The sequence below is a fragment of the Stenotrophomonas sp. NPDC078853 genome (assembly GCF_044901215.1).
Classification (GTDB): Bacteria; Pseudomonadota; Gammaproteobacteria; order Xanthomonadales; family Xanthomonadaceae; genus Stenotrophomonas; species Stenotrophomonas lacuserhaii.
The window spans coordinates 233,806-247,639 of sequence record NZ_JBJDOQ010000004.1; the positions used below are offsets into that span (position 1 = coordinate 233,806).

At 67.8% G+C, this 13,834-nt stretch carries 12 protein-coding genes, 2 tRNA genes and 1 pseudogene; 2 read left to right on the plus strand and 13 right to left on the minus strand.

The window, feature by feature from the left end; translation table 11 throughout:
* Positions 1–17: 17 nt before the first annotated feature.
* The 8 genes and pseudogenes from kdsB to ACI2JH_RS06865 form a co-directional block, all read right to left on the minus strand.
* Entirely contained in the window at positions 18–788 is a 771-nt protein-coding gene (gene kdsB / locus ACI2JH_RS06830) for a 3-deoxy-manno-octulosonate cytidylyltransferase (RefSeq protein ID WP_319274047.1), read from the minus strand.
* 36 nt (positions 789–824) lie between these two features.
* The gene (lpxK, locus tag ACI2JH_RS06835; RefSeq protein WP_042614194.1) at positions 825–1,844 is read right to left on the minus strand and encodes a tetraacyldisaccharide 4'-kinase; all 1,020 of its coding nucleotides are present in this window, start codon (positions 1,842–1,844) and stop codon (positions 825–827) included.
* Positions 1,844–3,592, minus strand: coding sequence for a lipid A export permease/ATP-binding protein MsbA (gene msbA, locus ACI2JH_RS06840; RefSeq protein WP_182655468.1), 1,749 nt, complete (start codon positions 3,590–3,592; stop codon positions 1,844–1,846). Before msbA ends, lpxK begins: the two co-directional genes overlap by 1 nt.
* Complete coding sequence (locus tag ACI2JH_RS06845) at positions 3,589–4,011, minus strand: biopolymer transporter ExbD (RefSeq protein WP_042614192.1); 423 nt, start codon at positions 4,009–4,011, stop codon at positions 3,589–3,591. Before ACI2JH_RS06845 ends, msbA begins: the two co-directional genes overlap by 4 nt.
* A gap of 3 nt (positions 4,012–4,014) precedes the next feature.
* Entirely contained in the window at positions 4,015–4,695 is a 681-nt protein-coding gene (locus ACI2JH_RS06850; protein WP_232767740.1) for a MotA/TolQ/ExbB proton channel family protein, read from the minus strand.
* Between the two features lie 7 nt (positions 4,696–4,702).
* Positions 4,703–7,144: pseudogene (locus ACI2JH_RS06855) on the minus strand (DNA internalization-related competence protein ComEC/Rec2); the annotation flags it as partial.
* Positions 7,145–7,210: 66 nt separating this feature from the next.
* Complete coding sequence (locus tag ACI2JH_RS06860; RefSeq protein WP_182655466.1) at positions 7,211–8,557, minus strand: HAMP domain-containing sensor histidine kinase; 1,347 nt, start codon at positions 8,555–8,557, stop codon at positions 7,211–7,213.
* Between the two features lie 2 nt (positions 8,558–8,559).
* Positions 8,560–9,231, minus strand: coding sequence for a response regulator transcription factor (locus tag ACI2JH_RS06865; protein WP_182655465.1), 672 nt, complete (start codon positions 9,229–9,231; stop codon positions 8,560–8,562).
* 122 nt (positions 9,232–9,353) lie between these two features.
* Between ACI2JH_RS06865 and ACI2JH_RS06870 the strand changes: the two genes are divergently transcribed.
* The gene (locus ACI2JH_RS06870) at positions 9,354–9,671 is read left to right on the plus strand and encodes a hypothetical protein (protein WP_404735774.1); all 318 of its coding nucleotides are present in this window, start codon (positions 9,354–9,356) and stop codon (positions 9,669–9,671) included.
* Positions 9,672–9,699: 28 nt separating this feature from the next.
* On the opposite strand, the gene ACI2JH_RS06875 is transcribed toward ACI2JH_RS06870, so the two are convergent.
* From ACI2JH_RS06875 to uvrB, 3 genes are all read right to left on the minus strand, one after another.
* Positions 9,700–10,008, minus strand: coding sequence for a hypothetical protein (locus ACI2JH_RS06875; protein ID WP_404735775.1), 309 nt, complete (start codon positions 10,006–10,008; stop codon positions 9,700–9,702).
* A gap of 235 nt (positions 10,009–10,243) precedes the next feature.
* Positions 10,244–10,318, minus strand: a tRNA-Val gene (locus ACI2JH_RS06880).
* A gap of 164 nt (positions 10,319–10,482) precedes the next feature.
* Positions 10,483–12,516: an excinuclease ABC subunit UvrB gene (uvrB, locus tag ACI2JH_RS06885; RefSeq protein ID WP_101100031.1), complete on the minus strand. Its 2,034-nt coding sequence runs from the start codon at positions 12,514–12,516 to the stop codon at positions 10,483–10,485.
* A 144-nt stretch (positions 12,517–12,660) separates the two neighbouring features.
* Between uvrB and ACI2JH_RS06890 the strand changes: the two genes are divergently transcribed.
* Complete coding sequence (locus ACI2JH_RS06890) at positions 12,661–13,200, plus strand: GspH/FimT family protein (RefSeq protein WP_404735776.1); 540 nt, start codon at positions 12,661–12,663, stop codon at positions 13,198–13,200.
* A 47-nt stretch (positions 13,201–13,247) separates the two neighbouring features.
* Here the strand turns inward: ACI2JH_RS06890 and ACI2JH_RS06895 are convergent.
* Positions 13,248–13,324 (minus strand) — tRNA-Asn (locus tag ACI2JH_RS06895).
* 54 nt (positions 13,325–13,378) lie between these two features.
* Positions 13,379–13,828, minus strand: coding sequence for a type IV pilin protein (locus ACI2JH_RS06900; RefSeq protein WP_101100126.1), 450 nt, complete (start codon positions 13,826–13,828; stop codon positions 13,379–13,381).
* Positions 13,829–13,834: the final 6 nt, after the last annotated feature.

Genomic DNA, 13,834 nt, shown 5'->3' on the forward strand with positions numbered 1-13,834 from the left:
ATTTTTTCCTGGCCCGCTCAGGCTTGGCCGCTGGCCAGCAACTGTTCGGCCCGCTCCAGGTCTTCCGGGGTGTCGATGCCGGCCGGGAACGGCGCCGGCGACAGCGCCGCGCTGATCGGGTAGCCGGCCTCCAGCACCCGCAGCTGTTCCAGGTTTTCCACCTGTTCCAGGCTGCCGGGCGGCATTGCGGCGAACTGCTGCAGGAAGCCGGCGCGGTAGCCGTAGATGCCGATGTGGCGCAGCCACTGGACCCCGTCCGGCAATACCTCGCGGCTGCGCGCGAAACCATCGCGGTGCCAGGCGATCGGCGCCCGGCTGAAATACATGGCCTCACCGCGCGCGTTGCGCACCAGCTTGACCACGTTGGGATCGAACAGCGTGGCCGCATCTTCGACCGGTGTACACAGCGTGGACATCGGGGCGCGGCCGCTGGCCAGCGCGTCGGCCACCGCACGGATGCCGGCGGCCGGTGCAAACGGTTCGTCACCCTGCAGGTTGACCACCACGGTGTCATCGGCCCAACCGGCATGGCGTGCACATTCGGCCAGCCGGTCGGTGCCGGAGGGATGGGACGGATCGGTCATGGCCACCTGCACGTCCTGCAACCCCGCCAGCGCCTCGGCGATGCGCGCATCGTCGGTGGCCACCCACACTTCGCGCGCGCCGGCCTGCAGCGCGCGCCGCGCCACGTGCAGCACCAGCGGTTCCCCGCCGAGCAGGCGCAACGGCTTGCCGGGCAGGCGCGAAGCGGCATAGCGGGCAGGAATGGCGACGACGAACTCGGTCATGGGGTTCTCCGGTTACAGGCCACGCGCGCGGGCGGTTCAGCGCGCGCGCAGCTTCTCAAGGCGGTCGGTCAATGCCACCCAGAACGCGGCGGGCAGATCGGCCTGCAGGGGAATGGCGAAGTGCCAGTCGTTGGCGAAGGCACGGCACTTCACCGCGTCCTTTTCGGTCATCAGGATCGGCAGCTCGCTGCCAAAGCGCAGGTCCTGCGGCTGGTAGGCGTGGTGGTCGGCGAAGGCATGCGGGACCACGCCGATGCGTTCGGCACGCAGCATGTCGAAGAATCGCTGCGGGTGCGCGATGCCGGCCACGGCGTGCACGCGCTGCCCGGCAAAGTGCGAAAGCGCGCGCAGGCGTCCGCCCACCAGCGGCTGCGCACTGTCGATGCGCAGGCGCATCGGCCATTGCCCGAACCCGCACGCCACCGCCGCGTTTTCCGCGCTGGCCGCGCCCTGGTTGACCACGCGGAAATCGCATTCGCCGGCGCGGGCCACCGGCTCGCGCAGCGGGCCGGCAGGCAGCAGCCGGCCGTTGCCGTAACGACGCTGCGCGTCAATGACTTCAATCTCGATATCGCGCGCCAGGCGGTAGTGCTGCAGGCCGTCATCGCAGACGATCACATCGCAACCTGCCTCGACCAGCGCCTTGCCGGCGGCTACCCGGTCGGCATCCACCCGCACCGGCGCACCGGTTTTCCAGGCAATCAGCACCGGTTCGTCGCCGCCCAGCGCGGTCGGCGTATCGGCGTCCACCCAGCGCCCGGTTTCAGCCTGCTCGCGGCCATAGCCACGGCTGGCAACGCCGGGTTTCCAGCCCGCTGCGCGCAACTGCTGCACCAGCGCGATGGTCAGCGGGGTCTTGCCGGTGCCACCGGCGGTGATGTTGCCGACCACGATCACCGGCACCGGCAACGCGTGCCGCTTCAGCCAGCCGCGCCGGTACAGGCGTCGCCGCAGGCCGGACACGGCCGCATACAGCGGGCTGAGCAGGCGCATCCCGAGCGGCACCGTGGAGCCGTCATACCAGTAGGCCGGTGTCTGGGTACCCTTGCCGGACATCAGGCCTGCCTTTCGCGGAACTGCATGTTGTACAGGTGCTCGTACAGGCCACCCATGGCCAGCAGTTCATCGTGCGTGCCGCGCTCGACAATGCGGCCCTGGTCCATCACCAGCACCTGGTCGGCGTGTTCGATGGTGGACAGCCGGTGCGCGATGACCAGCGTGGTGCGCTCGGGCATCAGCCGCTGCAGCGCGTCCTGCACCAGCCGTTCGGATTCGTTGTCCAGCGCGGCGGTCGCCTCGTCCAGGATCAGGATCGGCGCATCACGCAGGATCGCGCGGGCGATCGCCAGGCGCTGGCGCTGGCCACCGGACAACAGCGCCCCGTTCTCGCCGACCGGGGTGTCCAGCTGCTGCGGCAGGCGCGCGATGAACTCCCAGGCGTTGGCCGCCTCGGCCGCCGCGCGGATCTGCTCCTGGCTGGCATCCATGCCGTAGGCGATGTTCGAACCGATGGTGTCGTCGAACAGCATCACCTTCTGTCCCACCATCGCCACCTGCCGACGCAGGTCGGCCAGCGGGTAATCGTCCAGTGGCACGCCATCCAGCGTGATGCGGCCGCCACTGGGCTCGTAGAAGCGCGGCACCAGCCGGATCAGACTGGTCTTGCCACTGCCCGAGCGTCCCACCACGGCGGTGACGGTGCCGGGGCGTGCAACGAAGCTGATGTCGTCCAGCGCGATGCCGGCGTCTTCGCGGTAACGCAGCATCACGTGTTCGAAAGCCAGTTCACCGCGTGCCCGTTCGATGCGCTTGCTGCCCCGGTCACGCTCCACCGGCATGTCCAGGATGGAGAACAGCCGCTCGGCGGCGGCCACACCGCGCGAGATCGAGGTCTGCACGCTGGTCAGCCGGCGCAGCGACGGAATGATCGCCATCATCGAGGTCATCAGGCCCATGAACTGGCCGGCGTTGAGCTTGCCGACCAGCGCTTCGCGGGTGGCTACCCAGACGATCACCGCCAGCGCCAGCGCGGCCAGGAACTGCACCGTGCTGGAGGCGAAGGCGCGCGTGGTCTCGACCTTCATGTTCAGGCCCAGCATGCGGTTGGCCAGCCGCGAGTAACGGTCGATCTCATGCCGCTGGGTGCCGTGCACCTTGACTTCCTGCTGGGCGGACAACGACTGCTCCGCCGTGGCGGCCATGGTGCCCATGCCGTCCTGGATGCCGCGGCTGATGCGCCGGTAGCGCTTGCCCACGTAGGACACGATCAAGCCGATCATCGGCACCACCACCAGCATCGCCATGGTGACCTTGACGCTCATCTGCAGCATCACCACCAGCATCGCGATGATGGTCAGGGTGTCGGCCACCAGCGTCTTCAAGGCATCGGCGCTGGCCTGGGTGACCTGTTCGGTATCGAAGTTCAGCCGGCTGACCATCACCGGGGTGGCTTCGGTATCGAAGTGCGACGACGGCAGGTGCAGGTACTTTTCCAGCACCTGTTCGCGCAGGTCGCGCACCACGCTGCGGCCGGTGCGGGCCAGGGTGTAGTCACTGACCAGCGTGGCCAGGCTGCGCATCAGGAACAGGCCCAGGATGGTCAGCGGCAGGATCACCGCCATGCGCGGCTCGGGGTTGACGAACCCACGGTTGACCAGCGGTTCCATCAAGCGGGTGAAGGAGTAGCCGGCCAGCGCTTCGATGGCCATCGCCACCACGGCGGCCACCATGAATACCCAGTAGGCGCGGGTGTAGCCGAGCAGGCGCTTGTAGATCGGCCAGACGGGCGCGTGTTTGGAACTCATTGACGCACCTCGGGAGCGGTTGCGATGGAAATCCGGCGGAAGCCGAGCTGGCCGAGGGCATCCTGTGCGGTGACCACGGCCTGGTAGGGGGTGCGCGCGTCGGCGCGCAGCAGCACGGACTGGGTGCGGTCTTCGCCGGCAACCGCAGCAATGGTCTGCTTGACCGACTCCACGTCGGTGCGCAGCACTTCCTGGTCGTTGACGAAGTAGCGGCCATCGGCGTTGACCAGGATGCTCAGCGCGCGCGGCGGTTCACTGTTGGCCTGCTGGCTGGCATGCGGCAGCTGCACCTGCAGGGTGGAACGCGCATCGAAGGTGGTGGTGACCACGAAGAAGATGATCAGCACCAGGATGACGTCGATCAGCGGCACCAGGTCGATATGCGGCTCATCGCCGGCGCGGTCGTTGCGGATGCGCATCCGTCAGGCCTTGGCCGGGGCGGCGCTGCCGGGGTTGGCGGCAGCCGGGGCAGCAGCACGCGGCGGCGTGGCCATCACGCCCGGACGGCCATCCAGCGCATCCAGCAGCGCGCTGGCCTCCTGTTCCATCTCGATCACGTAGCCGTTGATGCGGCCCTTGAAGTAGCGATGGAACATCAGCGCGGGGATCGCCACGATCATGCCGGTGGCCGTGCATACCAGTGCCTTGCCGATACCACCGGCCAGCTGGTTCACATCGCCCACGCCGTGGTCCAGGATGCCCAGGAACATCTGGATCATGCCGACCACCGTGCCCAGCAGGCCCAGCAGTGGACCGGCCGAAGCGATGGTGCCCAGCGCATTGAGGAAGCGTTCCATGCGATGGACGATGAAGCGCCCGGTGTCTTCGATGCGCTCACGGATCTGGTCGCGCGGACGATTGCGTGCGTCCAGCGCCGCCGCCAGCAGCGCGCCCAGCGGCGAATTGGCCCGCAGGGTCGCCAGGTGGGCCGGATCCAGCTTGCCGCGTGCCGCCCAGTTGCGCACATCCTGGCCCAGGCCCGGTGGCAGCACCTCGTTGCGGCGCAGGGACCAGAAACGCTCCAGGACGATCGCCAAAGCCAGTACACCCAGCAGCAGCAGCGGCACCATCGGCCAACCGCCGGCCTTGACCAGTTCCCACACGTTTCCAACCCTCCGGCCCAGCGGCCGCCTGTTTGTCCACCGATAGGATAGCAGCCGCCCGCTCCCGGCCCGCAGCATTCCACCAGCGACCCGCATGCACCCGTTGTTCGCGGACCTGCAGCCCCTGCGCGCCCAGCCACACGTGCAGTGCGCCGGAGGACGCGGTGCCCAGCACTTCGGCACCGGACGCTGCCCAGCGCTGCACCACCTCGGCGCGCGGATGGCCGAAGCGGCTGCGGTGCCCGGCCGACACCAGTGCCAGCCGCGCCCCCACCGCGTCCACCCACGGTGCGCTGGACGAGCCGGCGCTGCCATGGTGGGCCACCAGCGCCGCGTCCGCCTTCAGCGCGTTGCGGTTGGACTGCAGCAGCTGGGCTTCTTCGGCGAAGCCGATGTCACCGGTGAGCAGGATCACCCCGCGCGCGGTGGCGATGCGCAGCACACAGCTGGACGCATTGCCGCGCTCCCGGTGCCCCTGCACCGGATGCAGGATTTCGAAATCCACCCCGTCCCATCGCCACTGCTGGCCGCGATGGCAGGGCGATGCGCCGCCGACTCCGGACCCTGCCGGCGCCCACACCGGCACCTGCGGAAACGCACGGCGGATCCCGGGCAGGCCACCGGCATGGTCGGCGTCGGCATGGCTGAGCAGCACCCGGTCAGGCACGCCGGCACCCAGTGCGCGGAGCGCGGGCAGCACGACGCGCTCGCCGGAATCGGTGCCGACGCCCGGGGGCCCGAGGTCGTACAGCAGCAGCCGCGACGCGGTCCGCACCACCACCGCAGTGCCCTGCCCCACGTCCAGCACCAGCACCTCCACCGCCCCCGGCGCCGGCAGTTGCCGATCCGGCCAGAGCAGCGGCAGGCATAACAGCGGTGCCGCGAGCAGGCCGCCACGGCCACGCGGCAGCAACCACCAGAACACCCCCAGCAGGGCCAACGGCAGCGTCCAGCGCGGCGCCTCCGGCAACCACCACACCGCCCCGCTCCACGCGGCCAGCGGCTGCAGCCAGGTCCAACTTACGGCAAAGGCGGCGTCGCCAAGTCGCCAGCACCAGGCCCCCAGCCCGGCATGCAGCGCCTCCAGCGCCGTGCCCAGCAGCGCCAGCGGCACCACCACCAGGCTCCACCACGGCACCGCCAGCAGGTTCACCAGCGGACCAATGCGCGAGGCCTGGCCGAACAGGCTGATGCCGAGCGGCAACAGGGCCAGGCTGGCAATCCCCTGCGCGGCCAGGAACGGCTTGAGCAGGCCGGCCAGCCCGGGCTCGGCACGCTGCCCACCGGGCAGGCACCACATCAGCCACAGCACACCGCCAAAGCTGAGCCAGAACCCCGCAGCCAGCACCGACAGCGGGGCGACCAGCAGGGTCGCGAAGGCCGCCAACGCCAGCGACTGGGCCCATGGCATGCGCCGGCGGCCGGCGCGCGCCAGCGCCACCACCGCGATCATCAATGCGGTGCGCACGGTCGGCAGTGCCAGCCCGGCCACCAGCGCGTAGGCCACCGCGCCCGCAGCCGCCGCCAGCGCGGCCGCGGTGGGCCGTGGCACGTGCCGGGGCAGCATCGCGATACAGCGCCACAGCAGGCCGACCAGCAGCGCAAGGCCGCCGGCGACCAAGCCGACATGGAACCCGGAGATCGCGATGAGGTGGGTCAGGCCCAGTGCGCGCAGCTGTTCCCAATCCGCATCGCTGAGCTCGCGCGTGTCGCCCAGCGCCAGGGCGCGTATGAACCGCGACGTTTCGCTGGGCAGCGCCTGCCGGATCCGCTGCGACATGCGTTCGCGCCAGGCCGCCAGCCCGGCAGGGCCTTCCAGCTGGTGCGGGACCGAGCCTGCGCGGACCTGCCCGCTGGCGGTGATACCGAGCATCAGCGCGTGGCGTTCGCCATCGAATCCCCCCGGATTGATCCGGCTGCGTGGCGCGCGCAGTCGCAGCTGAAGTTGCCAGCGTGATCCGGCGGCAACGGTGTGCCGCACACCACCAAGGCCTGATCCGGGCACTGCGCTGCCGGACCCGCCACGTGCGAAGGGCGCGCTCCAGTAGACCTGCACGCGCCGGCCGCGGAGATACTCCGGCAGTGCCGGGTCGTCATCGACACGCAGCAGGAAACGACTGTAGGACGGGCGATGCTCGGGCAGATCGATCACCCTGCCGCGCAGCACCTGGTCGACCGGTGGCTGCTGCGGCGGAAGCTGCGCCTGCAACGCCCAAAGCCCGTGCAGCCCCGCCCAGCTGAAGCCCACCAGCAGCATGCCCAGCCAGCGCCCGCGCCAGTGGACCAGCCACAGGGCTATGCCCAGCAGCAGTGCCGGCCAGGCCACCACGGCCGGCGGCAGTGCAGGCATTTGACAGCATGCCGTGGCACCGGCCACCAGCGCGGCGGCACTGGCCTTGCCCCACAGGCCCGGCGACACGACGAGATGATCGCAGGCCTGTCCCCCCATGCCCTGCAGCGTGCCCTGCTGGCGCAGCGGCTGCCATCAGCTTTCCGCACAGTGCAGGCTCGGGTTTCAGCCGGGGCGGCGGACCGAACGGTTGAATGCGATGCGGAAACTGGCGCCGCCACCCGGTGCCTCGCCTACGCTCACCGCGCCTTCGTGGTGCTGGATGATCTCCTTCACCAGGTGCAGGCCCAGCCCGCTGCCGCTGCCGGCCGCACGCAGGCGGTGGAACGGCTCAAAAATCGCCTCGCGGTCGTTTTCCGGGACACCGGCGCCCTGGTCGGCGACCTCCAGCGTGGCGTTGGCTTCCAGCCGTACGCTGATGGTGCCGCGGCCGCCGCCATGCACGATCGCGTTGTGCACCAGGTTGGCCATGACGCGACCCAGGGCGATGCCATCGCCGACTATCCACACCGGTTCGTCCGGCGCATCCACCTCGAAGGTGTAGCCGGCGCCGATCACCAGCGGTGCCAGTTCCGCCGCCGCCGTGCGCGCCAATGCGGCCAGGTCCAGCGGCTGCAGCTTCTCCACGCTGCGGTCCAGGCGCTGCAGGTCCAGCAGGTGTTCGGCGACGTTGCCCAGCCGCGCGATGTCGTTCAACAGCTGCGCCTTCAAGGCGCCCTGCGGCAGTTGCGACAGGCGCGCCTGTACCACCGCGATCGGCACGCGCAGCTCGTGCGCGGCGTCGGCCAGGAATTTGTCGCGCGCAGCGTAGCCTTGCTGCACCTTGCCGATGGCATCGTTGAAGGCACTCACCAGCGGGGCGATCTCGCTGCTGACCAGCTGCGTATCCAGCCGCGCGCCGGCCTTGCCGATGTCCAGCAGCCGCGCCTCGCGCGCCAGCTGCCGCACCCCGCGCATCGCACGGTGGATCACCAGCGGCATGACCAGCAGGGTCACCACGATCAGCGGCAGGAAGAACCACGGGCCGATCAGCCGCAGCACCATCAGCGCACCTTCCCACAGCCCGTGCTTCGGCTGGCCGCCGACCATCGCGGTCACGCGCCTGCCATCCTGGTTGCTGATCACGATGCGCGCCGCATCCAGGTAGGGCGGGGTCAGTGATCCCAGTTCGCTGTAGCCGACGCGCTCCAGCCGTGACAGCAGTTCGCGATGGACATCCGGCACGGCTCCCTCGGACAAGGTATTGCCACGTTCATCCACGGCGACGAACCACAGGTTGCCGCCGGCCTCCGCATTGAGGGCATCCCAGCGCTTGCGATCCAGCCGGATGGCCGTGCCGTCGCCGTGCAGCGCGGCCACCACGTCATCGGCAGTGAACATGTCCATGTGCACCGATTCCTGGTCACCCCAGGTCAGGATCAGCGCCATCACCGCGATCAGCACGGTGAACACCTGGGCCAGGCAGACGCGCCAGGCCAGGCCGAGTGAAATGGATCGGATATCGGTGTTCATTTTCACGCCTCGGCCAACAGATAACCGACCCCGCGGATGACGTGGATCTCCACGCCCGCACCGGCCTGCTGCAGCGCTTTGCGCAGCTTGGAAATATGCGCATCCAGTGCATTGGACTGGATGTCGTCGTCGAAGCCGTACACCGCTTCTTCCAATCCACTGCGGGTGACCGTGCGTCCCTGGCGCAATGCCAGCGCCTGCAGCACCAGCAACTGGCGGCGTGGCAGCGGTAGCGCATGGCCGTCCACCTGCGCCTGCAGCGATTCGAAATCGAAACGCAGCCGCCCCAACTGCAGCACCGGGGTGACCATTTCGGTCGGGCGGCGCGCTACCGCGCGGATGCGCGCCATCAACTCCTCGATGGCCACCGGCTTGACCAGGTAATCGTCCGCGCCGACATCCAGTCCTTCCACTTTGTCGCCCAGGCTGCCCTTGGCGGTGAGCATGATGACCGGCAGATTGGGCCGCAGCGCACGGGCGATGGCTACGAAGGCCAGCCCATCGCCGTCGGGCAGCTGGCGGTCCAGCAGCAACAACTGGTGCACCGGGTCACGCAGCGCGGCGGCGGCCGCGGCCAGCGTGTCCACCACGTCGGCGACCACGCCCTGGCGTTCCAGCCCGGACTGCAGGGCGCGGGACAGGTCAGGATCGTCTTCGACCAGCAGGATGCGCATGGGAAACCGGTGGGCAGCAGAAACCAGCACTGATGATAAGCCGCGCAGGGGGCGCGCAATGTTCTGACAATGTTGATGACGCATCGTGCACGTACCGCTTCTGTATCGAGCCGAACGACGCCATGGACGCTTTCCTCCCCCCGGCCAGCCCCGCGCCCGCCCTGCTCAACTGCGCCAATGACCCGCGCATCGTGCTGACCGCGCCGGACCTGGACAGCGCCGAACGTGCGTTCCTCGGCCTGCTGCCTGACCGTGATCATGTAGACGCCCTGGCACGCCATGCGATCAGCCATGCGCGCCTCGGTTCCGGCAGCGGCTACGCGTTGTCGCTGACGCTGGTCGGCCTGCGCCTGCAGGAATTCAAGATGGGCGAAGACTGTGCGACCCGCTGCCGCAAGGATTCATTGCGCAGCCTACGGCAGGTGTTCACCGCAGGCTGAGGCAGGCGTAGCGCGCGAAGCGCTGCCGTCAGCGCTCCTGCTCGTTTAAATGGTTGAAGGTGTAGGCGACCAGGATCCAGCTGCCGCCGCCCTCTTCGCCAACCTGCCATCGGTACGCCCAGGATTCCGAGCCGTCGCTACGCTGGCGGTTGAATCTGATCTCCTCGCCCGGTAGTCCGCTGGCCGGAAGCGTGATGGGCGGATTGTCTCCCAGCCTGCGGTGCGGCTCGTACTGACCGGGCGCTCTTGGCGCGCCGTTTGCGGATTCGTTCTGGGCCGCAACCAACAGCGCGCCGATCAGCAAGGTGGCAATCGTGTTCCTGCCGTGGGTGGTCATCGGGAGGCTCCGCATCGCCGGCGGTTCCGGCTGCCTGATCTCAGTACAGCGGAAGTTTTCGCGCAAAGACGAACACGCTATCTGGTCGGCCGTGCCGCGGACAGACACTTCGGCCCGGTATTCATCGACTCTGCCTGTGCGGATCAGGACCACGCTGCAGAGCATGAATCCCGGATTACAGGCACAAAAAAACCAGCGCGATGGCTGGCTTTTTTCGTTCCCACTTCGTTGGAAGTGGTGGGCGGTACAGGGTTCGAACCTGTGACCCCTACCATGTCAAGGTAGTGCTCTACCGCTGAGCTAACCGCCCGTTTTTGTTTCCTGCCGCGTTGCGATTGCGTCGGGGCAGGCCGCGTATATTACGGAGGAAACCGGGGTTGTGCAACACTTTTGTGAAGAAATCTTCGAAAGCGAGGGCGGCGCGTGGTTTCGGGGATTTTCGCCGAGCATGGCGCGGCGCTGCCGATGCCCCGATCAGCCCAGGCTGGCCTCTTTCAAGCGCTTGATCAGGTCGCGCACGCGCCCGGCCTCTTCGAACTCCAGGTCCTTGGCGTGCTGGTACATCCGCTGTTCCAGCGACTTGAGCCGGGTGGCGACCTGGGACGGCGACAGCGTCGCGTAATCGGCGCCCTCCTCGGCGATCTCGACCGCGCCGATCTTCCCTTTGCCCTTGCCCTTGCGCGAGGCCCGGTCATACGCCTCCGAACGTGCGCCTTCCAGCACATCGACGATCGGGCGGGCGACCGACTTGGGCACAATGCCGTGCTCTTCGTTGTATTCCACCTGCTTGGCGCGGCGGCGGTCGGTCTCATCGATGGCCGCCTGCATCGACTTCGTCATCCGGTCGGCATACAGAATCGCCTTGCCGCGCACGTTGCGCGCCGCACGGCCGATGGTCTGGATCAGTGAGCCGGTGGAGCGCAGGAAACCTTCCTTGTCCGCGTCCAGGATCGCCACCAGCGAGACCTCGGGCATGTCCAGGCCTTCGCGCAGCAGGTTGATGCCCACCAGCACGTCGAACTTGCCCAGGCGAAGGTCGCGGATGATCTCCACGCGCTCCACCGTGTCGATGTCCGAGTGCAGGTAGCGCACGCGGATGCCGTGCTCGCTCAGGTACTCGGTGAGGTTCTCGGCCATGCGCTTGGTCAAGGTGGTGACCAGCACGCGGTCGCCCATCTTGATGCGTTCGTTGGCCTCGCTCATCAGGTCGTCGACCTGGGTGCCGACCGGGCGGATCTCCACCACCGGATCGATCAGCCCGGTGGGGCGCACCACCAGCTCGGCCATGTCTTCGCCGGCTTCGCGGTACTCATACGGACCCGGCGTCGCCGACACGTAGATGGCGCGCGGGCATCGCTGTTCCCATTCCTCGAAACGCAGCGGCCGGTTGTCCAGCGCCGACGGCAGCCGGAAGCCGAACTCCACCAGTGTTTCCTTGCGCGAACGGTCGCCCTTGTACATCGCGCCGATCTGCGGAATGGTGACGTGCGATTCATCGATCACCAGCAGCGCATCCGGCGGCAGGTAGTCGAACAGGGTCGGCGGCGGCGAACCGGCCGGCTTGCCGGTCAGGTGGCGCGAGTAGTTTTCGATGCCGTTGCAGAAGCCCACCTCGGCCATCATCTCGATGTCGAACTGGGTGCGCTGGGCCAGGCGCTGCGCCTCCACCAGCTTGTTTTCCGCATACAGCTGCTCGAGCCGCTCCTTCAGCTCCACCTTGATGGTTTCCACCGCCGCCAGCACGCGCTCGCGGGTGGTGGCGTAGTGGGTTTTCGGGTAGACAGTGAAGCGCATCATGTTGCGCAGCGTTTCGCCGGTGAGCGGATCGAACAGGGTGATCTTCTCCACTTCACCGTCGAACAGTTCGATGCGCAGCGCTTCGCTGTCCGATTCAGCGGGGAACACGTCGATCACTTCGCCACGCACGCGGAACGTGCCGCGATGCAGTTCATACTCGTTGCGGGTGTACTGCAGCTGGGTCAGGTGGTTGATCAGGTCGCGCTGGTCGATGCGCTCGCCCTTGGACAGGATCAGCCGCAGCGACAGGTAGTCTTCCGGCGCGCCGAGGCCATAGATCGCCGATACGGTGGCCACCACCAGCGCATCCGGTCGCGACAGCAGGGTCTTGGTGGCGGCCAGGCGCATCTGCTCGATGTGTTCGTTGATCGAACTGTCCTTCTCGATGAAGGTGTCCGAGGACGGCACATAGGCTTCGGGCTGGTAGTAATCGTAGTAGCTGACGAAATACTCGACCGCATTGTGCGGGAAGAATGCCTTGAACTCACCGTACAACTGCGCGGCCAGCGTCTTGTTCGGCGCCATGATCAGCGTCGGTTTCTGGATGCGGTCGATGACGTTGGCGATGGTGTAGGTCTTGCCCGAGCCGGTCACGCCGAGCAGGGTCTGCTTGGCCACACCGGCTTCGAAATTGCTGCTCAGCTTCTCGATCGCGTTGGGCTGGTCGCCTGCGGGCGAATACGGCGATACGAGTTGGAAACGGTCGCTCATGGTGCTGCCAGGTCCCGGGGGGAACAATTATAGCGGGCAGGCCGGTGACGGCAGGTTGAGGGAATCGGCTACCTGCGGTTGACGGCTCTGGCGACGGACCGGTGCCGGGACAAGGCGGACCATGCAGGCACGGAGGACCTCTGCATGCCACATCCAACCCTGCCTGCACCTTGTTCCCGCGGCTACGGCCTGGCTGAACTGTGCATGGCGCTGGCGCTGGCCGCCACCCTGGCAGCCACCGCCCTGCCCTCCTTCCAACGGACCCTGGCGCGGGTACGCGCAGACAGTCTGCGCATGCAGCTGCATGCGATGCTGTCGACCGTTCGCAGTACCGCCCTCACCCGCCGCCAGCGCATCGAAGCGTGCCCGAGCAGCGATGGCATCACCTGCGGCCGTGACTGGGCCAGGGGCTGGTTGGTGTATCCCGCCCCGCACACGCCATTGCGCCCGGGCAAGGCCCCGAAGGGCGTCCTGCTGGTGGAACAAAGGGCCCCTTCCACAGTCAGCGCCCGGACCAGCCTGTGGCGAAAACGCATGCAGTTCCGTGCTGACGGACGCAATGCGGGCGTTGCCCAGACCATCTGCATCCATATCGGCGACCGCCTGCACAGCGAAGTCGTCGTCAGCGTACCGGGGCGGGTACGCAGCCGGGTCACTCGCAAGAGCGATGGCTGCGCCGACTGATCGAAAACGCAGAAAGCCGCGACATGATCGCGGCTTTCTACTGAATCTGGCGCCCGAAGTTGGACTCGAACCAACGACCCCCTGATTAACAGTCAAGTGCTCTAACCGGCTGAGCTATTCGGGCGGGGAGGCGCATTCTACGGTGAGATTACGCGCCGCGCAAGCCCGTCGCGAACGATCACCAGCACTCCGGCAAGGTCGCCGCGGAGGGCGTTTTCACATTGGCCTGGTTGACCGACAGGGTGCCGCACTTGTCCTGCGCTTGGGGTCCCTGCGGCGTCGCGGTCAGCGTGAACGTGCCCTGCCCGCCCTGGAAGGTGATCGTATAGCGCGCGGTGCCGCCTTCACGCGGTGACTGGAACGTTGTCGCCCCATTGCTGAAGCGGAAGTTCGCATAGGTGTTGTTGGTCGTATGCGAGCGCTCGGCCAACTGCGCGTACTCGACCAGATCGGCCTTGGCCTGCGCCCGCCGCGACTTGCGCACCTGCTCCACGTAGGACGGATAGGCGATGGCGGCCAGGATGGCGACCACGGCCACCACCACCATCAGTTCGATCAGGGTGAAGCCGCGCGCGCGCGACCGCAGGCCATGCTGGTGGACGGCACGCAGGGAAACCAGAGAGGACATCAGGGG